Annotated in this window: 16 protein-coding genes; 6 read left to right on the forward strand and 10 right to left on the reverse strand. The window is 46.5% G+C overall.

Features of this window, described 5'->3' with window-relative positions; all coding sequences use genetic code 11:
• The first annotated feature begins 201 nt into the window (after positions 1–201).
• Positions 202–3,036 (forward strand): ExeM/NucH family extracellular endonuclease, encoded by a 2,835-nt coding sequence (locus tag AC5YB3_RS20890; protein WP_494526088.1) that lies wholly within the window; start codon positions 202–204, stop codon positions 3,034–3,036.
• Between the two features lie 788 nt (positions 3,037–3,824).
• The gene (locus tag AC5YB3_RS20895) at positions 3,825–4,610 is read left to right on the forward strand and encodes a PIN domain-containing protein (RefSeq protein ID WP_494526089.1); all 786 of its coding nucleotides are present in this window, start codon (positions 3,825–3,827) and stop codon (positions 4,608–4,610) included.
• A gap of 3 nt (positions 4,611–4,613) precedes the next feature.
• Here AC5YB3_RS20895 and AC5YB3_RS20900 read toward each other — a convergent pair.
• Both AC5YB3_RS20900 and ltrA read right to left on the reverse strand, forming a co-directional pair.
• Positions 4,614–5,791 (reverse strand): IS3-like element ISSba5 family transposase gene (locus tag AC5YB3_RS20900; protein ID WP_086010626.1). Its coding sequence is split into 2 segments (ribosomal slippage): positions 4,614–5,533 and positions 5,533–5,791, totalling 1,179 coding nucleotides; the frame shifts between segments, so codons are not numbered across the junction.
• A gap of 236 nt (positions 5,792–6,027) precedes the next feature.
• Entirely contained in the window at positions 6,028–7,377 is a 1,350-nt protein-coding gene (ltrA, locus tag AC5YB3_RS20905; protein WP_494526090.1) for a group II intron reverse transcriptase/maturase, read from the reverse strand.
• A gap of 603 nt (positions 7,378–7,980) precedes the next feature.
• On the opposite strand from ltrA, the gene AC5YB3_RS20910 reads away from it, so the two are divergent.
• Positions 7,981–8,658: a hypothetical protein gene (locus tag AC5YB3_RS20910; RefSeq protein WP_494526091.1), complete on the forward strand. Its 678-nt coding sequence runs from the start codon at positions 7,981–7,983 to the stop codon at positions 8,656–8,658.
• A gap of 108 nt (positions 8,659–8,766) precedes the next feature.
• On the forward strand, positions 8,767–9,900 hold the full coding sequence (locus tag AC5YB3_RS20915) for a GIY-YIG nuclease family protein (protein ID WP_105252260.1): 1,134 nt from the start codon (positions 8,767–8,769) through the stop codon (positions 9,898–9,900).
• Between the two features lie 664 nt (positions 9,901–10,564).
• On the opposite strand, the gene atcC is transcribed toward AC5YB3_RS20915, so the two are convergent.
• From atcC to ppk1, 6 genes are all read right to left on the reverse strand, one after another.
• Positions 10,565–11,461, reverse strand: coding sequence for a cold adaptation protein AtcC (gene atcC, locus AC5YB3_RS20920; RefSeq protein WP_012088936.1), 897 nt, complete (start codon positions 11,459–11,461; stop codon positions 10,565–10,567).
• Positions 11,462–11,472: 11 nt separating this feature from the next.
• Positions 11,473–12,231, reverse strand: a complete 759-nt coding sequence (gene atcB, locus AC5YB3_RS20925; RefSeq protein ID WP_006086363.1) for a cold adaptation protein AtcB — start codon at positions 12,229–12,231, stop codon at positions 11,473–11,475.
• Complete coding sequence (atcA, locus tag AC5YB3_RS20930; protein ID WP_006081329.1) at positions 12,231–12,758, reverse strand: cold adaptation protein AtcA; 528 nt, start codon at positions 12,756–12,758, stop codon at positions 12,231–12,233. Before atcA ends, atcB begins: the two co-directional genes overlap by 1 nt.
• Positions 12,759–12,781: 23 nt before the next feature.
• Complete coding sequence (atcJ, locus tag AC5YB3_RS20935; RefSeq protein WP_006081330.1) at positions 12,782–13,066, reverse strand: cold adaptation protein ActJcold adaptation protein ActJ; 285 nt, start codon at positions 13,064–13,066, stop codon at positions 12,782–12,784.
• 394 nt (positions 13,067–13,460) lie between these two features.
• Positions 13,461–15,023, reverse strand: coding sequence for an exopolyphosphatase (ppx, locus tag AC5YB3_RS20940; protein WP_012196942.1), 1,563 nt, complete (start codon positions 15,021–15,023; stop codon positions 13,461–13,463).
• A gap of 41 nt (positions 15,024–15,064) precedes the next feature.
• Positions 15,065–17,236 carry a polyphosphate kinase 1 gene (gene ppk1, locus AC5YB3_RS20945; protein ID WP_006081332.1) on the reverse strand — a complete coding sequence of 724 codons (2,172 nt, stop codon included), beginning with the start codon at positions 17,234–17,236 and terminating at the stop codon, positions 15,065–15,067.
• Positions 17,237–17,611: 375 nt separating this feature from the next.
• Here ppk1 and yegD point away from each other — a divergent pair, with 375 nt between their 5' ends.
• A complete protein-coding gene (gene yegD / locus AC5YB3_RS20950; protein ID WP_494526092.1) occupies positions 17,612–19,084 on the forward strand; it encodes a molecular chaperone in 1,473 nt (490 codons plus the stop codon).
• Between the two features lie 59 nt (positions 19,085–19,143).
• A complete protein-coding gene (locus AC5YB3_RS20955; RefSeq protein ID WP_012587838.1) occupies positions 19,144–19,632 on the forward strand; it encodes a CreA family protein in 489 nt (162 codons plus the stop codon).
• Between the two features lie 231 nt (positions 19,633–19,863).
• On the opposite strand, the gene AC5YB3_RS20960 is transcribed toward AC5YB3_RS20955, so the two are convergent.
• Both AC5YB3_RS20960 and pdsS read right to left on the reverse strand, forming a co-directional pair.
• Positions 19,864–21,063, reverse strand: coding sequence for a cystathionine beta-lyase (locus tag AC5YB3_RS20960; RefSeq protein ID WP_494526093.1), 1,200 nt, complete (start codon positions 21,061–21,063; stop codon positions 19,864–19,866).
• Positions 21,064–21,320: 257 nt separating this feature from the next.
• Complete coding sequence (gene pdsS, locus AC5YB3_RS20965) at positions 21,321–23,480, reverse strand: proteobacterial dedicated sortase system histidine kinase (RefSeq protein WP_259581742.1); 2,160 nt, start codon at positions 23,478–23,480, stop codon at positions 21,321–21,323.
• Positions 23,481–23,491 lie beyond the last annotated feature (11 nt).

The raw sequence follows: 23,491 nt of genomic DNA on the forward strand, positions 1-23,491 counted from the left end.
TACTGCTTTCTTCCTAGCTCTGATCGCTAAATCGCACCAATAATATCAACCTTAAGTTGCAACTTGGACGCAACTAATTTGTAACCTTGGTCGCCTATAGTATCGTCAGTGTTCGAGGTGACATCATCTTGAAGCATCTAAGCACATCAATTAAATCGCAATTCAATACAAAATATTAAAACAATACATTTAGGGGTCTCAATGTTTAACACTAAAACTGTGCTGGCGTTAGCCATCAGCAGCGTTTGTGGGCTTGCCCATGGCGCGGATAATTTGATCATTTCAGAATACGTCGAAGGCAGCAGCAACAATAAAGCTATCGAACTGTATAACCCAACTGCGGGCGTTATTGATTTAAGCCAATACCAATTGCGTTTCTATTTCAATGGCAGCACCAACGTCGGTACGACCATTGCGCTCACTGGCTCATTAGCCGCGGGTGCGACTTATGTGGTTGCCGATAACGACGCGTCTGCCGATATTCTTGCGGTGACCAATCAACAGAGTAGCGCCAGCTTCTTTAACGGCGACGATGCGATTGAACTGACTTATCAAAATCAAGTGATTGATAGTTTAGGTCAAGTTGGTGTCGATCCCGGTGCCGAGTGGGGCAGTGGTGATTTATCCACTCAAGATAATACCCTGCGTCGTAATCCTGATCAGCTGATTGCCGATCCCATCAGTGACGATGCTGTCAGCTTTAGCACTTGGTTAGGTTTTGCGAAGGATGATATTTCTGATCTCGGTAAATTCAGCGCGGGCACGCCAACCGATCCCGTCGACCCTCCACCGAGTTCTTTAGTGTGCGGCGAAGAAGCCACAGCAATTCATGCGCTTCAGGGCGCGGGCGCTGCCAGTCCTCTTAATGGTCAAACCTTAGTGGTTGAAGCGGTTGTCGTCAGTAATCAAGAAGCCGGTCTTAAGGGCATTTTTGTACAAATGCCCGATAACGAAGCCGATAGCGATCCACAAACCTCGGAAGGGGTGTTTGTGTATACCGGCACTGCGCCCACAGCTTATGTGGCGGGCGATCGTATTCGTTTAAAAGCCAAAGTCACTGAATATCAAGGCTTAACTGAACTAACGACTGTATCAGATCATAAGTTGTGTGCCACTGCACAAGCATTACCAACGGCGGCTGTGGTGACCTTACCGGTTAACAGCAGTGATGATTTTGAGCCATTTGAGGGCATGCGTGTTCGTTTCAGCCAAGATTTAGTGGTGAACGAAGTCTACAACCTCGGTCGTTACGGCGAGATTTCATTAGGCAGTCAGCGTCACTTTATTGGTACGCAGGTGGCAGCACCGGGCGCGGATGCGCTGGCAGTGAGCGCAGCCAACCAACGTGACAGTATTTTATTGGATGACGGTTTAACGGCGCAGAATCCAGATCCTGTGCAATTCCCCGCTCCTGGTTTGAGCGCATCAAACACTGTGCGTGTAGGCGATAAAGCCACATCGCTTACGGGTGTAATGCACTATGGCTTTAATTTGTATCGCATTATGCCAATCGAGACGGTGAACTTTGTGGCGGAAAACCCACGTCCAATCGCACCCACATTGGTTGAGGGCGGTAATCTAAAAGTCGCTAGCTTTAACGTACTTAACTACTTCAATGGTGATGGTCAAGGTGCAGGTTTCCCAACTGCGCGTGGTGCCAATACGTTGAGCGAATTTGAGCGTCAAAAGGCGAAGATTGTCAGCGCCATGGTGGGCATTAGTGCCGACGTATTTGGTTTGATGGAAATCGAGAACGATGGCTTTGGCGCTAACTCAGCCATTGCTGATTTAGTCGCAGGTTTGAATGCCGCTGTGGGTGAAGTGCGTTACGCTTATATCGCGCCAACAGGCATGAATGCGATTGGCACCGATGCCATCACAGTTGGCTTGATTTATCGTAGTGATAAAGTCACGCCGCAGGGCGCTGCACGCATTCTATCCAGTGCCAATTCGCCATTAGATAGCGATCAAAAGCCCCTGTTTGACGACAGTAAAAACCGTCCAATGCTGACCCAAGCCTTTAGCGTGAACGGCAGTGAAGAGGGCGTGGTTGTTGCGGTTAATCACCTTAAATCTAAGGGCAGTGAATGTGCGGGCGATCCTGATCTCAATGATGGTCAAGGCAACTGTAATATCACTCGTACCCGTGCGGCGACTGCCGCAGGTCAATGGATCAGCGAGCAATATCCAGATCAAGGCATACTGCTGATTGGTGATTTGAACGCCTATGCGAAGGAAGATCCATTAACGGCGTTAGGTAACGCGGGCTTTAGTGAGCTGTTTGCCAAACTTGAAAAGCCGAACCCTTATTCCTATGTGTTCTCGGCAGAATCGGGTCAGTTGGACCATGCTTTAGCAAACACCGCCCTGCTGGATAAAGTGGTGGATGTGACTGAATGGCATATCAATACCGACGAGCCGCGCGTATTGGATTACAACGAAGAGTTTAAGACGCCTACTCAAATCCAAGACTTATTCGCAACTGATGCGTATCGCTCATCGGATCACGATCCTGTGGTGATTTCACTTTTACTTGAAGCGGAAAAAGTCGCGCCAGTGGCCAGTTTCACCCAAGTGGTGAATGGTGCTGCAGTGCAACTGACATCCACTTCAACCGACAGCGATGGACAAATCGTGTCTGCCGAGTGGAGCTTTGGTGATAATACAGTCGCAGTGGGTGAGGTAGTGACTCACAGTTACAGCCAAAGCGGCGAGTATCTGGTCACGCTAACTGTGACGGATAACGACGGCTTAACCCATAGCACGTCACAAACTGTGTCTGTGGTGGTTGGTGAGGTAAAACAACCGCCTGTTGCGCAAATTCAGCGTATCAATTTATTGTTCGTCGATATGTTTATCTCGACTAGCTACGATACCGATGGCGTAATCAAGCAACATAAATGGACGTTCGACAATGGCACCCGCGCTAACGGTCAAGTGGTATTACGCCTTGCCCGCCGTGGACAACACACAGTTGAACTGACCGTTAAAGATAACGATAAGTTAACGGATACTACGACGCTGACGTATCGTTAAGTCAGTCCTTGTATTCCGTTGATTTTAAGTGACTCAAAGCCCGCAGCCGCGGGCTTTTCTTTTTGCCCAAAAGCAAGATAAAGTTGTCGTCAGTTGTTGTGACGCATCAATTTTCATTGTATACCCAGTGACTCTTCACCTCTTTATTTAACAAGAAGTATCCCTGAGGGCTCTAATAAAATATCCATGTTTTAGAAGATCACTGGTGGAACAATGCCAATTTTAACTAACCCTTTTGCTGTTTGTTTAGCTAAAAAGCTAATGCCCCAAAGTGTGTTTCGTAGTTTGAATGCTTTAATCAAAATCAAAGTCGTGGGGCTTCACCCCACACCCGACCAAGGAGGACTGCTCGTCCTATCCTCCTTGGATGCTCCAAGACGCCCCCAACGGAGTTGAAAGCCCCTTGTGCTCATTGACAAATTTGCTATTGCTTCCGAAGGATGCGTCCTTGCACCTGCGAAAGCTAGCTCGCCATCCATGGCGAGACTCACGCAATTTGTCTATTCGCCCTGCGGCAACTCCGAGGGGAGGTGTATTTCTTGGAGTTTTGAGTCGTTAGATAGCGATTCATCAGCAAAAAATAAGCGCGAAAAATGAGAAAGCTAAAACGATATCAAGTGATTACCCATCAAGCTGTATAAAAAACCGCTACCGCAAAAAAGCAAATTCCTATAGCATCATTTATACAAATTGACATGGATGTGGCAGCGGCCAAGTCCAACAAGCGATTTATGCCCTGCAAACAGCGCAGCGCATAAATACTAAGACGTTAGGCATTAGGAAAGTTTATGCCAAGTAGATACATTATCGATACAAGTGTTTTGTTTCAGCACCCACAAATATTGTCTAGAGCTGGGAATCGGAAACTTGTTATTCCAAGAGCAGTAATGGAAGAGCTCTCCCATAGGGGGAAAGGGAGCAAATGGGCTGATATCGCGGAGCTAGTCGCGTCTTCTATTCCTACAGGTGTAAAAATTGCTGATGCGCCTGAAAATCTAAAAAACGATCTTATCCAATCTGATAGAAATGCCCAGCGTCTAAGTGGAGCTGATTTTGACATTGCTCGAATAGCGATCGCCTATGCCGAGGAGCAAGGGATCGATACTCCGTGCGTAGTAACAAACGATAAAGCTTTGGCCTATTTTCTATCTAGCCGCAATATTAAATCTATTACTGGCTCTGAATTTATTGGTGAGAGTAAAGGGGATTCTCTAAATAAAGACATCGAGGATAAAGCAGAGAAAGTTGTTTCATCTCAGAGACGTTACATCTTTATAAGCTTTGTTCTTGGTGTGCTCGCTTCCGCAGCCGGAAACATTGTTTACTCGAATATAGACCTGTTGGTATCCACAATCACTGTTTGGGGAACGATGGTCGGATTGCCTATTCTAGGTTTGGCGTTATTCTGGTATAGAGAAAATTTCCGTCTTTCGTATGGTGCCTTCGAATTCTGCGTCGGTTTAATCATGTCCTATTATGTCTTCTTTCCGACATTTAGCTATTCCGGTTTGGGAGTTACTGAAGGAATCCAAATATTGGGCGGTTTGTATGTAATGGTTCGCGGGCTAGTGTAGTGGTCAAGTAAAATTGGCCACGGTTTTAGAGTCATTCCAATATAAACGTTCTGACTCATTTGGCGTTAACCCACCATTATATTGATGGGGTCTGGTCTCACTGTAATATCCAGTGATGTAATTTGTGATCTCTTTATCTGCTTCTGTAAAATTCCCATAACCACTGGCGGGTATCCACTCAGATTTCAAACTTCTAAAGAAACGCTCCATTGGTGCGTTATCCCAACAATTCCCGCGACGACTCATACTTTGCTCAATCTGAAGACGCCATATTAATTGTCTGAATTTCAAGCTCGTGTAATGTGAACCTTGATCGCTGTGATATATCACATTCTCAGGCTTACCCCTTAACTCAAATGCCATTTTCAAAGCTTTACAGGTCAGCTCACTATCTGGTGATAATGACAAAGCCCATCCAACAGGTTTGCGGGAAAATAAGTCTAAAACAACGGCTAGATAGGCCCAGCGATTACCGACCCAAACATACGTCACGTCGCCACACCACACTTGATCTGGTTGAGTTACTGCAAACTGTCGATTAAGCGTATTGGGGATTGCAACATGCTCTTGTGTCGCTTTCCGATAAGAATGCTTAGGCTGCTGACAGCTTAATAACCCAAGCTTTTTCATTAGATTACGGGCTCGATAACGACTGAGACCAATCCCTTTGTTAGTCACTAATTGCGCTATCGTTCGCGCACCGGCAGAGCCATGACTAATGCGATGTGCGGCCTTCACTTCACTGCATAAAATAGTAAAGTCTGCATCAATATGTTCTTTTCTTTTTAGCCAATACTTATAGCTACTTCGATGCACTTTGAATGCATTACAAATTGTGAGAATAGAGTGGCTCTGCTTGAGTGCGCTGATTAGCGTAAATTGTTCATCGAGTCTGACATCAAGAGAGCGGTAGCCTTTTTTAGGATAAGATTGTGCTCCTCAAGACGAGCTATTTGCTTCTTCAGCTCACGGATTTCAATTTGTTCAGGGGTAATCGGAGATGCTTTTGGTGTGCCACCCTGGCGTTCTAGTTTTAACTGTCTCACCCATTTATCCATAGTGGACTTACCTACGTTCATCGCCTTTGCAGCTTCGATGATACTATGGTTTTTATCGAGGACTAATTGGGCTGCTTCAAGTTTGAATTCAGCACTAAATGTTTTTCTGGTTGTCGATCTCATGTGTTCACCTAAAGTCATCTACGAGGTAATAATATCACCTCTATTTAGGTGGCCAATATTAGTGTGCCACTACATAGATAATGTTGGCAAAGGTGTAAGTGGTACGAGGCTTGAGATTCTTTGGAAAAAGTTGTTCTAGAACCCAAAATGCCTAATCGGGTAGCCGGAGGTATCTAGCCTCCAGCCCCCACACCACCCTGCATGCGGCTCCGCACAGGGCGGTTCATTTAGAACGCCTAACCTGTTTTCTGGTTCGGATAGTGAACCGCGATCCATCCATCTCTCAGTGAATACAATCCTGCTTTCTTAAGATACTCATTACTCAGCGCTTGCTGTATTCCTGGTGTTTTCGAGCTCCGCCATGGGCCTTTACTTGTGATCCCACAAGCAACGGCAGCTTGGATCCTGACGCCACGTTTAAGTAAGTTTTGTACCTTAGTCCGCGGTTTTCGCCACTGACGCCAGTAGCACATACGCACTCGACGACGGATCCAATGGTCTAAATCGACACACCCTTGATAAGCGTTGGCTATGCCAAAGTAGTTGATCCAGCCTTGCATGTATTGCCGTACTTTAAACAATTGATATCCCATGCTAACGCCCCAATTTCGGTTCGTCAGGCGTTTCATCTTTTGTTTAAAAATGTGTAATGTTTTAGCATGCCACTGGATCTTCCCGCGGTTAAAGGTAAAACCGAGGAACTTGCTTTGACCTACCTCTACCACTTGGCTTTTCTGTTCATTAACAACCAGTTTTAGCTTAGTGGCAAGGTAGCGAGTAATACTCTTGAGTACCCGCTCTCCCGCTCGAATAGACTTTACCAAAATGATAAAGTCGTCCGCGTAGCGGGCGAATTTGTGCCCTCGGCTTTCCAGCTCTTTATCAAGACTGTCCAACATAATGTTAGAGAGTAATGGCGAGAGTGGGCCGCCTTGAGGCACGCCTTCGAAGCTTGCTTCAAATTGGTCGTTGACCATCACACCAGCTCGCAGGTATTTACCAATAAGCGCCAGCAGACGCTTATCCTGTACCTTGATCCTCAATTGAGTCATCAACAGGTCGTGATTTACTCGATCAAAGAACTTGGACAGATCAACATCGACGGCAAATTTGCGCTTCTGTTTGATGATATCTCTGACTTGCAAGACCGCTTGTTTGGCATTCCTATTCGGTCTAAAGCCGAAGCTATTAGCCGAGAAGAAAGGGTCAAACAACGGCGTGAGAATTTGAGCAATAGCTTGCTGTATCACACGATCAATGACGTTAGGGATACCCAGTTTGCGTTTATCGCCATCGGGTTTGTCGATCTCTACGCGTCTGACTGCTGAAGGGTTATATTCACCTCGTTCCAGTAGAGATTTACACCGTTGCCAACCGCCTTGTTGCATCCAAAGCGGGAAGGCTTCGATAGTCATGCCATCGATGCCAGCCGCGCCTTTATTGGCTTTAACTTGACGCCAAGCTCGGTGTAGATTTTCAGGTTCGAGTAGTTGTTGGAATAAATCGCTGTTGAAGGCCGGTTGCATATCAATACGCTGCCGATAGTAATCGTCTGGCGACGTAGTGGGTATCGACAAGTTTGACAAGACTCCTCCTTCTTCTAAATGTTCAGGCCTTCACCATATCCCAACCATTACGATGGGCGTTGGGCTACTATGCCGTCTGCTGACTTCTGCTTAATCACATACCGAGTTACCCCGTCATGCGCTATCGGTTTTCATCTGGTTCGCTCTTTTCAGTCGATGAGATTGAAAAGCCAAGGCACTTAATAGACCAGAGCCTTACTGGTTATTGACCGATCGCGTGTTAAGCAGATCTCCCCAGATAAGAACATGAACTTTCTTTGCACTGCTGCATCATTTACGGTGGCCATTAGATCACGTGGTTTCGTCGTCTTGTGCCAACTCACCTCTAGCCTACGCCTCATATGATGTTCTTGTTCATCAGCTCGCAAATTTGCTAGCGGCTTCCTTCAGACCAATCCTCGCGGATAAGCCCTTGCCATTCGCTAGTAGTTAACGTTTAATAACAGCATGTTATTGAACGGTGACCTTCCTACAGAGGACTTTCACCTCATTAGTTCATGCCCATGCTGGGCGTACACAAAGCGCTGCTGTCGGACAAATTTTCCGCTGCGCTACAAATTTGCCGCAGAGCGCGGCGTTATGTGCCACTCATGGAGAGTCGATTTGTTTCGTAAATTTGTAGTAGATTTTATTGCAAACTCAATGAAAATTGAGCTTGCATCAATAACAAATAAAATTAATGAGCCTGATTTAGAAGAATATAAAGAACTGCTAATTAAAATGATTGAAAATTGCGCCCAAGTGCTTATTAAATTTGAAACTAATAGACCAGAACCGTTACTTTTAATGGGCGCAGATAACGAAGCGGAAAAAGAAATTAATAATTATGCTCTTAGTTTGATGGGTGACTTTTCCCATGAAGATAAAATATATCAAACAATTGATTCTTTGAGGCATGCTTTTTGTTCATTTGCATATAATGGACTTCATCAACTTTACACACGACAAGAAAATGAAGTTTGGTATCCTAAAGTCGTATTAAATGAAATACTTGAGCCTAATGATATTGAAACTCTAGATGACCCAATAATTCTTTATCGTGGCTGTAGCATTTCAGAATACGAAAACACAAATTATGGACAAGCATGGTCAACATCAAAAGAAAGGGCATACGACTTTGCATTTCAACATTATGCATCTCAGCCTTGGTTTGATAAAAATAAAAGAGTTGTTCTGAAGACAAAATACCCTAAAGATAAGGTATTATATTCAGATCAATCTGTTGAATATGAAGTAGTCATTCAGCCAGAGCATCTAGCTGAAATTGAAAAATGCACATAACAAGTTGCTTAAAAGGAATAAAAAAGTTGGCCATTGCTTCGCGATTATAGCCAACCATTTTTATCCGCTTAGCAAGGCGTTAGCTGCTACAAGCAGGGGTTTCTATAAATGCGAAGTGATGTAACAATCAACAAATTGTGGTGGGAGCATTTAGCTCCTAAACCAATGATTCCTCGTCGTCGCGAAGTAGAAGCGCTGCTCAATAATTTTATACGTACATCACCCCACGGTGAGGAATGGATCAAAGTTGCGAAGAATCCAAATGGCATCTTTAGGGTAAAGCCGGGACAGGTGATTCCTGTTGTCCAGTTAACTTTCCTTGGAAAAGCCCCTGGATTTGTAGCACCTTTCAAAAAAGTAGAGGCTGGTCATCGTACAGTCGGAGCAGCTACTGAGTTCCAATCTGGAAAGCTCCTCGAAGAAGATGAGCTTGTGCTTCAGCCGATTATTTCTATCGATCTTGTGACTGATCCATTGTTTATTCAAGCAGCTAGGCAAGGCCGAATAAAACTAGACGAAAGTCAAATAACTCAGCCGAGCTTGCTCTTTTCTATCCCTGCACATTTCTTGTTGTCATCGAAACATTTTCCCAAAAGTGCATATGTGCTTTACCAACATATTTTTGGGACTGGTGGCTCGTATCCAAATGACGGGTTCTTTTATGTGGGAGTCACAACGCGTAGTTGGCAGAAGCGGTGGTCAGAGCATAAAAGAGCAATCAATGGAGGGAGTCCTTTGCTGTTCCATAGGACATATCGAGAAGAAATGGAAAAAGGACGAATCACCTATGTTAATCACAAGGTTATGGGTATAACTGATGATCTTGAAAAATTGTACGCAACCGAAGAATTTTTAGTCGAAGGTCATTGGGAAGATCAACGTCGCCTTAATATGATTCCAGGCGGCAAATCTGGTTTGCGTTATCTTAGAGAAAATAGGTTACTTCAACAATCTGATGTCCCGGTGCCAGATGAACGTGACAGAATCATTAGTGAATGGCTCAAGGAACATCCGAGGAAAGGCCTCCCTGCGCCTTGGGTTGCGGAAAAATGGCGAGATAATGATTGGGCTGTTGCTCAAATTTGTGGCCGAGATGGCAGATTGTCGGTCGAGCAAGTAAGGGCAATACACCAGCTTGCCGAGAAATATTCACCCGAAGAAATTTTTGCGCGTATAGGCGCAAAAAATATTGCTCAAGTGGAGCGTGTTCTTGAAGGGAAAACGTATTCGAGGGTCGAATAGCATGTGATATTATCGAAGCAAAGAATCAGCTAACAATGCCGTCAACTCGGATGCATTTTTCGTTCGCTGCGCTCACTACCTATGCTCCGGTTACGGCTGGCGTTAGCCCATAGAAATTTTAATTCGAAATTCACTAATTCGAGCTAAAAGTCTAACTCGGAATTGTCCAAAAGCGTGCTGCGTAACGCTTTTAAATCTACAGATTACGCGAATGCACGAAAGGTGAGCCATGATGATTGGCGAGACGACCGTCCGCGGGGCGGTCGAGCATCCAAAGGAAGGACTTGAACAACATCCTTGTTTAACTGCCAGTTCGCCGTCCATGGCTCTCGTTCATAAGCTCAGAACCCCTAGGTTTCTATTCACCATGTCGACGAGCGAATGCCATGGCAAGCCTGTGCTAGTGGATACCCGTAAACGCTAAACTGCTAACAACTGAAATTACTGCTCCCTAAACACTACTTTCCAACACCTATCTGTTCCCAAAGCGTTATCAAGCTTTACGCTAAAACCACTCAAAACTGAGAATGAGATGCTGAAGGTTGAATTTGGGCATGGGGATAACAGACAATAAAAAAGTGCTTTATTTTTCAATAAAGCACTCATTTCTAAGTGACTCAAGCACTCGTTAACCTACTGAACACACTACTGATTAAAGTACCGATCAAAGTACTATGTAGAGTGGCCAGCCGAGGAGGCCGACGAGACCTTCCTTGTGTTCGAATCTTTCTAAGCGTTCGGGTGAAGCGTCGCTGAGTAAGAGTTCGCGGTAGCTTTTCGCAAAGTGCAGGGTACGCAGTAGGGCGGGGACAAAGTTTTTACCGAGATCTTTACTGATGGTTTCAGCGAGTTCTGTGGGTAATTCTGCTAACGCTTTCTGGGTTTCCAATTCGATATGCTCACGGGTAAACCATTCCTCTTTTAAGGTGATTTTGCCGATACGCTTTTTCAAATCCTGTCTGACTTTGGCGCCATCAAACAACAATCGATACAGTACCGCTTCGGCTAATACACTCTCTAGATTGAGAAAATCTAGCGGATCATAGCTCGATTGCGCGTAAAACTGTGCCAATAGGGCCGCAATTGACTGTTGGCGTTGGTGCTCAAGCAGGGCATCTTGATAGGCTTCATAGCCTAACCATTCTTCTGCATCTGGCGGGCTAGACACTTGTTCAAGCAAGAACTTGTCGACATCGCCGTACAGTGACTTACCGTTGACGAGTTTATGCTTGCTGACAGTGCTGAGCATGCTCCAGCCTTTTTGAAAGCATTTAACTACGCCATCGGCGGTGATCAACAGGCGTATCGCCTGCTGCGGATTTTGGTTTGATAACTCCATCAAACCAAGACTCACCACACCAATGACATCGTGCGCTGCTTGTTCAAGCAGGTGCATTTTGTACTTGTTGTAAAACTTATCGGCCAGTTTGAGGCTCATCAAAATGGCTTTGGATTTGATTTGTGACAGCTGTTCACCGCTCAGCGTTTCGTCTGCTTGGCCTTGGATCAATACCTTGCTCAGGTAGGGTCCTTGATCTACATCACGCAGTACCAGTTGCATCAAATAATTCCTTAATCCAAAAAGCTAAACATATCATCGACTTCAGCGTATTCATCCGTCACTTGGTTTTTCTCTTTGGCTTGAATAACCAGCTCGTTGACAAACTTGCTGATGATCATTTCCCAACCTGAGCTTTCGTTACGCAGCAGACTCTTAATGGCTTTTTCAACATCGGGCGCAAGCTCATGGATTAAGGCCATTAGGCTGCGTGGGTCGTCTATGCTCAGGCTGTGTGCATCTTCACTGGCGACGCGGCTGTCGTAGCCTATGGTTTCAGTGTCTTCTTCATCATCATAGAGATCTGTGTAGCCGTCTTCATCTTCATGTTTTTCGCCTAACATCATTTCGATGAAAGGGATCGACAGATAGAAGAGGCCCGCTGGATCTTCGGCGATACATTCTAGAATCGCAGTTTGCTTTTCTTCGCTATCTTGGATGCGAATTAAATAGGTCAAAAAATCAAAGGTATGCTGAATAAGTTCTTCGGCATTGTTTTTGATTTTTTCTTCCCAGTACAAAGGTTGCTGACAGACGATGTCGCGAATTTGTTCTGGAGTCATGAGTTCAGACATGATCGAAGGGCAAGAGATATCATGGTGACTGTTGATTTGGGTCAGCGTGACGATATCCATGTGTTCGATGACTTCGACTAATTGCTCGTCGCTCATGGTATTTGCAATGATTTCAAAGCGTTTGCTCGCTTGTTTTGGCTCTACGTCCGCCAACTCTTTAATTTCGGCGACGGTAATCTCAATGAGACTAGTGTTCATTAGCGGTCCTCATCATCGTAGTGATCGTAGTAGCCATCTTCCTCTTCGCCTTCATCATCGTCGTCGTTATCTGAGGTGCCAACATAATCGTTGTCATCATCTTCATCGTCGTGATGTTTTGCTGCTGGCGTTGCTTTACCTTGATTTTCAAGTAAATACAGTACCGCGCAGCTTTCAATCAGTAAGGTTTCCGAGTAACCACGCACGGCTAACACTAAAGGTAAATCGGCATTGTTAAAGCCAATCGTGACTTTAAACTCATCCCACTCGGGTTGAGTTGCCGTGTTTATCCAATGTGCCCACTTGAGTTTGGCTTCGGCGGGAAACTTAATTCGACCGTAAAGCGCGACAGGCAGGTACTCAGGCACAGTATCAAGCATCTTAGGATCGGCTTCTAACACCTTTTTGATTTGGCTAGTAAATTGCTCTAGCGCTTTAGGTGTATCGGGATCGTCGTAGGACTCGATATTGTCGTAGGCATTATTTTTTAGCTCATTAATGCGTGAGATATTCAGTTTTTTGACCATTTGGCACTTACTCTAGAAAACGCTCAAGGATAAAATTGATCCCACAGCTCGCGCATGGCGCTAGCGGGATCGGTCACTATTACGTTATTGAAATCTTTGATAAACGCATTTCGTCGCTTAGGATCTGACAACACATCATAAGCATTTTTAACGCGTTCAAGTTGTACGGCGGCTTGCTGCTTTTCCTCTTCCGAGGCGCCTAACAACTTGTCGGGATGATATTTGTTTGACAGCCGTCGATAGGCTTTTTTAATGTCGTCTTCTTTGGCACTGGGTTTTATACCGAGCACACTAAAGTGGTTAATCATACTTGTACCTGCAGGCGATGGGGCTGATATCGCGAGATAAAAAGGGTTTGACTCTGATTATCTTTAAATTCGTGGAATTATGATTAGTCAGCCGTGGATGATAGCAGAAATCCCCACTCAGCGGCAAACGCGCGAGCAGGAATTTGTGCTTTAGTGAAGGGTTAAAAATCCTTTAAACTTTAATCTGTTGTGGCGCATGGATTAAGTCAACCGCTATGCTGTTGAAATCCCGTTACCAAGCCAGATTGACAGCTAACTTAACCTTGTTTTTAGGCGAGATAATTGCCCTCGATTCTGGGCAATATTTTAGCACCGAATCCTTCGCTAAAATCATTCACACAGAGCTAACCCACACTCGCCTCAGCCACGTTCGGCAGAGTTAACGCCGTAACAGCTAAGTCAAACTAGACACTAACCGCAGGTTCATCCCAAGCGTGAGCATTTGCTTCTGTTCCCGCTGTAAATCCTTCATAAACAGGCTGATTTTTCGCTTATGGCTCGGTAGCACTAGCATGAGCCCATCGGGGATCACTTTAATATGATCTAAGGTCAGCGTCTTGGCGATACGGCCAAGGTTGAGCAAGACCGCAAGTCTCAGCAGGCAGAGCAGGCGATTCAACGTGAGCTTATGGTTGGGCTCAAGTTCGGCGAGCATTAATTCGTTGGGCTTTTTTCTGTGGTTGGTGATAAGCCGCGCTAAATCCAGCTGCAAGGCTTCACTAAACCCGGGTAAGTCACTGTTGCTGATGATATAGCCACCGTGTTTGTGCAGGGACTTTGAATTAATGTGTAGCCCAATCTCATGTAAGGTTGCGCCATAGGCGAGCAAGCGTGCATGGGGCCTTAATTGCCATTCATCGGCGACCTGTTCAAACAAGGCCATGGCAGTGTCGCGTACCTTAGCGGCGTGGGCCATATCGATATGATAAAGCTGGGCAATACTGTCGACGGTGCGGTGGCGAATATCCTGATACTGACCAATTTTGGCTAGTTCATAGAGTACGCCTTCACGCAATGCGCCAGGGCTAAACTCGAGCTTTTGTATTGGTAAGCGTCTAAAAAAGCTGATTAAAATGGCAAGTCCGGCGGGCACTAAGGGAATGCGTTTATCATCGACATTGGCAAATTGAATTTGGCTAATATGGCCACATTTGATCAACTTGATTTTGAGCTGTTTGAGTCGTGGCAGCGTGATGGTTTCATCACCGTGTTCTTCTTGAATCGCTTCGCAGATGGCTTTGACTGTGCCTGAGCTGCCTAACGTCAGCTCCCAGCCGCCCGCGAAATATTCCTTGGAGAGCGAGGCGAACTGTTTGTCGGCCGCGCTTTGAGCATCACGAAATGAGGCAGGGGTGATGAGTCCATCGATAAAGAAACGCTCGTTAAAACTCACGCAACCGCAGCGCAGGCTAGATAACTGGGTTGGGGTATTCTTTTTACCTATCACGACTTCGGTCGAGCCACCACCAATGTCGATGACTAAATTACTTTTTCCAAGCACTTGGCTTTGGGCAATGCCGTTATAAATCAAACGCGCTTCTTCATGGCCTGAAATCACTTCCACCGGATAGGGCATGATGGCGAGCGCGGCCTCGATAAATTGATCGCGGTTTTTGGCGATTCTGAGGGTGTGGGTGGCCACTAATCGCACTTGCGCTTGGTCGAGATTGGAAAATCTTTGATTAAAATCCCGCAGACAATTGAGGCCACGTTCTATGGCGTCATTGTCGAGAATATTCTGCGCATTGAGCCCAGTGGCGAGCTGAACCTGTTGTTTTTCTTTGTGTAAAATCTGCAAGCTGCCATCTTGCTCACGGGCGATGACCAGATGAAAACTGTTCGATCCCATATCGATGGCAACAAAGTGGCGCGATTTAGCATTTGCGGGCGCATTGGTTTGTGGTGCCTGCGACTTTAGTAATGTGTGTTGCTGTGTGTGCGAATGTGTGGCTACCAATCGGATTATCCTTAGGCAATCAAAGCGATATAAAGCCAGCGTTAGCTGGCTTTGGCCTGTAACTCGGGCGTTATGTCAGGCTCAGCGTTGCTCTCTCGCTCAGCATCACCCTCATGGGCGGACATACGTAAGGCATTAAATTCTTGCAGTTGGCGCTTCTCATAATTAATCAGATATTGATAAATGGCAATTTGAGAACGCACTTTTCGTTTGTTACCCCGGTTTCGATAGGGGTTACTTTGTTCTTTGTTGATGACCCGCGCTTTAGTGTTGTCATTGAATTGTAAGGATAAAATATCCATTATCATTTGTTTTAGGCGCAGATCATAAATCGGCACACTCACTTCGACGCGATTATCTATGTTACGGCTCATCCAGTCGGCGGAGCAGATAAAGAGTTTGTTTTCGCCGCCCGCGTGGAACAGCATCACTCGTGAGTGTTCGAGGAACCGGTCGACGATACTGTAGACTTCGATGTTGTCGCTGATCCCGGGAATTTGCGGAATAAGCGAGCACATACCGCGAATAAGTAACTTGATTTTGACTCCAGCGGCTGAAGCCTCATAGAGCTTTTGGACCAAGGATTCATCGAGTAAGTTATTTAGTTTTAAGGTAATCGCCGCCTTCATATGACTTTGGGCATTAACGATTTCATTATCAATTAAGTGACTCAGTTTTTGTCTGGCATCGTAGGGCGACACGATTAAATGCTGGAAGTTATCGCGGCGATACGGATGCTCAATCAAGTCAAACACTTGCTCCACTTCACGGGCAATCTCTTGATTGGCGGTGAACAGTGACAAGTCGGTGTAAACCCGCGCCGTGCCTTCGTTAAAGTTGCCTGAGCCAACGTGACAATAGAGTTTGATTTCCCCTTGTTCCTCACGGCCAATTAAGCACAACTTGGAATGCACTTTTAAACTGGTGATACCGTGGTGAACTTTGACGCCCGCTTCGGCTAAGATGCGGGTCCATTCGATGTTGGATTGCTCATCGAATCTGGCCCGCAGTTCAATTACGGCGGTGACTTGTTTGCCATTTTTCACTGCATCGATAAGCGATTGCATCACATGGGATTTTTTCGCCACTCGATATAAATTAATTCGAATAAAGCGCACCGCCGGATCGTAGGCCGCTTGGCGCACCATTTCGGTAAAATGGGAAAACTTATGGTACGGATAGTTGAGCATGATATCGCCCATCCGAATGGCATCGAAACTGTTGGCACTGCGGCCAAAACCTGCGCTATTGAGCGCCGGCAGTTTTTCGTTTTCGAGGTAGTCGCGACTCGGATTGGGGAAGGCGATAAAGTCTTTAAAGCTGTGGTAACGCCCGCCTGGGATCAAACATTCTGTCGAGCTGATGTTCAGATTTTCTTTGAGCATCACCAACATGTGTTCGGGCATTTCTTTGTCATACACTAAGCGCACCGGCTCGGCGGTCAGACGTTTTTTCAATCCCTTAGTCATTTTTTCGAGCTGAGTTTGCTCTAGCTCGTCGGTGATATCAAAATCGGCATCGCGGGTTAACTTCATCGAATACACTTCGATGGCATCGTACTCGAAGAAGGGGCCAAACAGCTCATCTACGCAATGGCGAATAATGTTATCTAATAAAATCAGATACTTTTTCGCTTTACTCTTTTCAGCGGGGAGTTCGATAAACCGCGGCACGTTTTTGGTTGGCACTTCGACTAAGGCGTATTGGCGGCGAGCCTTAGTGAACAAACACACGCATAAATAGGTGGCGTCGTCGTTGATTTGTTTGATCAAATCGCGATTGTTATTGACGATAAGCGGGGCGATATGGCGTTTAAATTGATCACGAAAATGCTTTTTCAGCCAGTCGCTGTGGAACTCGCTTAATTGTTTCTCATTGATTAACAAAATATTACGACGCACTAGCTCGCGCATTAAATCCGTGTATATGCCGTCGAACCTTTCTTGCAATGCCATCACTTTCGATTGGATTTTTGCCATTAAATGGCGACTGTTACTGCGACCTTCCTGCAGGGATGACAGCAGAATCGAGCGCCTGACCGCAGCCACACGTACTCTAAAAAACTCATCCATGTTATTGGAAAATATCCCTAAAAAGCGCACTCGCTCCACTAAGGGAACATTGGGATCGCAGGCTTCTTGCAATACCCGCTCATTAAAAGACAACCAAGAGAGTTCTTTATCAATCGAAAGTTTATCGGTATTCGGGGACACTGCACAGCTCCTTTAAGCAAGCGTCATGGCGCAATATACAATAGCATTCATCCGCCTTTGTGCAATCAGATTTACTGCCGACAAGTGAAGGAATTTCAATGATAAATACTGCGTACACGCCAAAATCAGTCTGAGATTTATCTGGGATAAAGATACGAGGGAAATATGTCAACTTGATGACGAGTGTGACAGAAATATGACCTTAAGATGATCATCTTGGATTGGACTGAAACACTGCCCGTACAACTGCGCTTTACGCAATGAGCCCGCTATACGCGCTGCCAGTTTGCGAGTCAATCCGGCAGTGTTAACTCCTTGGGCATTATCGCAAACTATGTTATCTTGCTCGGCTTTTTTATCGCGGGAGTAAAAGGTATGTTTGTTGGATTTGATTATGGTAGTGCTAACTGCGCCGTAGGGATCATGCAGGGCGATGATGTGCAGTTATTGGCGTTATCAGAGCAATCAGCTTATTTACCTTCGACCTTATATGCTATGGACAGGGAACTGATCGCCGAGGCGGTTTATCGTGGTCTTCCTATTGAATTAAAAGCCGATTACGCCAAAAAGCGCGCCGCACAATTGAGCCGCGCCCGCATGGTGCGCCATGAGTTAGATCTCGATGCTGATGTTCAGGCCGTGTTTGTCGGTGAGCAGGCGGTAAGCGCGTATTTAGAGATGCCGGAGGAGGGATTCTATGTCCGTTCGCCAAAATCCTTTTTAGGCGCGACAGGGCTTAGACCCGAACAAGTGGCGCTATTTGAAGACATAGTTACCCTGATGATGCAGCACATTAAAGTGCGCGCCGAATCTGTATTAGTGGAAAAGCAGCTTGCCAAACAAGGCGCTGCGGCAACGATCACCCATGCGATTATTGGTCGCCCAGTGAACTTTCAAGGCATAGGTGGTGAAGAGAGTAACCGTCAGGCCGAATCCATTTTGACCTTGGCGGCAAAACGTGCGGGTTTCGTCGACGTTGATTTTCTGTTTGAGCCGTTAGCGGCGGGGATGGATTATGAAGCGACCTTGACCGATAACAAAACTGTGCTGGTTGTCGACGTGGGCGGCGGTACGACGGACTGCTCAGTGGTAAAAATGGGCCCAGTCCATCAACAAAAAGCGGATCGCAGTGAAGATTTCCTCGGCCATAGTGGTCAGCGTATCGGCGGTAACGATCTTGATATCGCCCTTGCAATGAATGCCTTTATGCCGCACTTTGGTTTAGGTTCTTTGATGACCAATGGCAAGCCCATGCCCAGTAAGGCCTTTTGGAATGCGGTGGCGGTAAATGATATTAGCGCCCAGCGAGAATTCAGTACCTTAAGCAGCCGTAAACTGATTGATGAATTGGTGAAAGAAGCCGAGCAGCCACAGTTACTCAACCGACTGTTAAAAGTGCAACAACAGCAGCTAAGCTATCAGTTGGTCCGTCAAGCCGAACGCGCCAAAATTGCCCTGTCGGATGCCGAGAATACAGATATCAATCTCGATTTTATCGAAGCGGCGCTGCACGCGGGTGTGAGCCGCAATTTGTTTGAGAATGCTATCGAGCCTTCACTGACAAAAGTAGAAGCCCTGATGCATCAAGCACTTGCGCAAGCGGCAAAAACCTTAGCGGCTGACGGCTTAGCTCAAGACTCTGTGAATCACGAGAATGTATCTGCCGACAATGCTGCAGAATGCAAACCCGATGTGATTTATGTGACAGGTGGCACGGCACGAAGCCCGGCGATTTACGCGAAAATCGCCGGTATTTATCCCGATATTCCAGTGGTGGTCGGCGATCACTTTGGTTCTGTGACTGCAGGGCTAACTCGCTGGGCACAAAAGCTATTTGCTAAGCACTAACATATAAGTATTAACATAAAATCACTAACATATAAGCACTAATGTAAAAGGATGTAGGAATGAAAACTCTGTTGAAGTGTGCGTTTGCCGCCACTGTGGGCTTTTTGCTCGCGGGTTGTGGTGACGATGTAGGTAAGGTGAGCTTAGGGCTTTTTACCACCAAAGATGTGATCATCGATGCTAAGCACGATCCTAAAATTCCTGGGGTGACTTGCCATATTAGTCGTATCGAAGCCAATTTAGATTTTGCCGATCCATCAGATATGGGCATAAGTTGCCGTCAAACTGGGCCAATTAACGCGGCCGATTTGGCTAATATCGACCTGGGTAAACACGGCGAAGTGATTTTCACCGAATCCCTGAGCATTTTGTTCAAGTCATTAAAAGTGCGCCGAATTTATGATGCGCAGAACCAGACTCTGCTGTATTTGTCCTATTCGACTAAAGAGACCAACGGCAGCCATAAACATGCCCTTTCGACAGTGCCGCTTTATGGCTCAGCCGCTTGGGTTGACCCTGCGTTGAGTGCTGGAGCGAAAGCGAATTAATCGCCGAAGAGTTTATAGTTTTGCAGTGCTTTGCTGTAAGCATGAATATTTGAAATAAGTTAAATATGCAGTAAGGTAAATTTGCAGTCAGTGTTGATAAGAGAAAGGGGCGGAATGTTGATTCCGCCCCTTTTTGTTTTTATAGGCTGCGAGCATTTAGCCGCTAATGACATAACGCAATAAATATTGCCCTCTAACGACCTCGCTGAATTTCTATCACGATCTTTATCGCTACTTAGCTTTGGCCGCCAGTACTGCATTAAAGCGGTCAAACCCTGCGCTGAGATCGGCAATTAAATCCGCGGGATCTTCTAAACCAATATGCAAACGAATTAACGGTTTGCTCGCATCCCACTCTGTCGCGGAGCGGATTTTTTCAATGCCGAAAATACCGAGGATCAAACTCTCGTAGCCGCCCCAAGAAAATCCCATCTTAAAGTGACTCATATTCTCAACCAGTGCGGTGACCGCATCGGCATCGCCTTGTTTCAATACAAAGGAAAACAAGCCGTTGGAGGCGCTAAAGTCGCGTTTAAAGAACTCGTGGCCGGGGCAGGTATCAAACGCCGGGTGACGCAGATGATCGACTTCTGGTCGGGTTTTCAACCAGTTGGCAACTTGCAGGGCATTTTTTTCATGCTGCGCCATACGCACGCCTAAGGTGCGCAGGCCACGGGCGGCAAGGTACACATCATCAGGGGAGGTGGTTTGTCCCATCAAATAGCTGTGTTCGCGCAATTGTGGCCAGTATTTTTCGTTGGCGGTAGCTGTGCCTATCATCACATCTGAGTGACCGACAATGTATTTGGTCGCCGCTTGAATCGAAATATCCACACCCATTTCAAAGGGCTTGCTATTGATTGGGGATGCCCAAGTGTTATCCAGCATAGTAATCAGCCCATGTTCGTGGGCGATGCGGCACAAGGTCGGCACATCTTGCACTTCCATTGTGATGGAGCCTGGAGACTCTAAAAACAACACTTTAGTATTGGGGCGAATAAGGTCGCCAATGCCCGCGCCAATCAGCGGATTGTAATAAGTGGTTTCGATACCAAAACCGCCGAGAATATGGGTGCACAGATCCCGCGTTGGCTCATACACGCTATCGACCATCAACAGGTGATCGCCGGCTTTTAAAAATGACAATAACGCCGCACTGATCGCCGCCGCGCCAGAGGGATACAGCGCTGTACCGACGCCGCCTTCTAATTCAGCAATCGCCGCTTGGAACGAAAAATGGGTCGGGGTACCGCGGCGGCCATAAAACATCTCGCCGTTGGTTTTATTTTTCGCGGCGTGGCGCATTTCATCCATGGTTTCGAAGACGATAGTCGAAGCACGAAAAACGGGCGGATTGATCACGCCTTTGGTCCATTTTTTGTCTCGACCTAAGCTGACGATTTGGGTGGCTTGATGATGTTTATCTGTCATTGGATCATTACCTTGGCATTTAGGTTGAACGAATAGGTTGAACAATGTTGGAGAAGAACCATTGGAGATATCTAATCTATTGTTATGGCGGTCATCTTAGCATCTGCGCGCAGAAATGACAGGAGGCGCGATGATGAGTTTGACTCATGTTATTGGCGCCTGTCCCTTCGGTCTTTAGATTATGATGCCGAGCCTCAAAGGCAACGTGACTCATAATTTAAAGGCAGTGTGACTTTAGCTCAAAGGCATCGTGATTCTTAGCTTAATGGCAAGGTTACTAGGATATCGACGCCATTATGCTCGCTGCGATTGCGGGCGAGGATTTGTCCTTGGTGGAACTCGGCGACCAATCGTGCGATATACAGACCTAAACCGAGATGAGGTTTGTCTTGGGCTTGATTTATCCGCACCGACACCATGGAATCGAAAATCTGCTCCGACATATCAACAGGCAATTCAGGCCCTAGGTTGCTGATGAGCAAAGTTGCTTGCTTACCGACTTGGGTGAGCGTGACTTCGATGGCGCTGCCTTTATCGCAGAACTCAATGGCGTTAGCGATAAGTTTGTCCATCAATTGGGCGATATATTCCGGTACACCTTGCATCATCAATGGTTGCTCGGGCACTTTTACACTAAAGCCTTGTTCTGGATAGGTCATTTGATAACCTTGCATACAACCACTGACCACTTGGGAGAGTGGGAATTTAGTGATATCGGCCTGCGTTAAACTCTGCTCTAAGCGCGTTGCTTCGCTCATGTTATTTAAAATCATGCTTAAGCGGCTGACGCCTTCTTGGGCGCGATCGACATATTTCTGCGTGTCTTTATCTAAGGTTTGCAGGTTTAAATGCTCAAGGGATGATCGCACAACCGCCACGGGCGTGCGCAGCTCATGGGACAGGCGCGACGACATGTTTTCCAGATAATGGGTGTATTGGCCAAGCCGTCCGACAATGCTGGAGAAACTGCGGGACAGATCGCCAATTTCATCCCGTGCTTTAGACGGTTTGAGGTGATTACGAACGCGGCCCTGGCTATCGATGGCATTTTCAGCTTCATCACGCAATTTACGAATACGGTTAGAAATGCTCGAAGCGAAGAAGAACAGCGCCAAAGTGCCCATGCTCATAATGGTCAAAATCACGTTAAAGAGTTTTTCCAGCGCGCGGTTACGCAGAGTGCGAATTCCGTGGGTGGTCTCTTCGGCGACAACGGCGCCCATGACATTGTTATCAATCCAAATGGGGCTAGCGGCAGCGAGCACCACAGCTTTATTGTCTGGGGTTAAGCGCCAAGTCGAGCTTTGCTGACCCGCAAGGGCTTTTTGGATATGACTGCCATCAAGCTCAGTAGAGTCTTGCAAGGAGTCGATAAAGTCTTTGGGCGGCTTAGTGAGGATTTTATAGTACAGCGGATGCAAGTAATCGCGCTTGAAGGTTTCCCACAGCGTGGTGCTCTTTTCATCTTCTAAGGTGCGGGTCCACACGCTGTCATTGGCTCGAATATCGCCCGATTTTGCCAGTACGCGGCCGTGCTTATCGACTACCCAAATGCGTGAGCTATAGTGGCTCATGCCTTTGATAATGTTTTCAATTTCTGGCGATGGCACCAACACAGTGCCGAGATTATCGACCGTATCTAAGGCCGAGGTACCGACAATGGCTGCCACATCGCGGTTCTTGCTGTCGTTAACATCGGAAATGGCAAAACCGAGTTTGCTGCCGACCATGTCTAAGGGAATACGCAGCTCGACATTGTAACCCACATCTGTGGTCGCCCATTGTCCTTGGATGCGCACTTCAGGTTTGACGGGCACGGTTTGCTTAGGATTGGCAGGTAACTCGAAGGCGCTGATCCAGCCCGGTTGGGTGGTGGCGACGATATAGCGTTTGAATTTATTGTCGGGGGCGAGGGTCGCAATCGAAAGATGATCGTTTCTATCAACACTTAAGGCATTTTTACCACGTAGCACCACAGTTGGGTCGGTCACTTGAAAGAAGGCATACAGATAACCATCGTACTGGCCGACCATGTGGGTAAAGCTTAAGGTCAGCGGCGCGTTGGGATCGGCGCGCATGATCTGATGCGCCTCACCGTACTGGATAAATCTGTGCTGATATTCTTCCCATTCGTTAAGTTTACCGTCGAGCAGAATCGCCCCATTGAGTTGATAGGCGTACAAATCTCGACTCTTTTCCACTTGCTTTAAAAAACTCGCTTGTCCATCGAATAATTTTGGCCGCTCGTGCAGCGCGGTGGCGAGTGCCTGAGTGGTGCCTTCTAAGGTGCGTTCTTGACCGTGGCGAAGATACTTTTCCATCTCCCACACATATTGGTACCCCAGCCAAGGTAGGCAGAGCAAAAATAGGCTAAGGCCGATGACTTTAGTGCGTAGACCAAAGGGGAAACGTGTCATAAGTTAGGGAT

It is taken from the genome of Shewanella sp. 1311 (assembly GCF_059338235.1).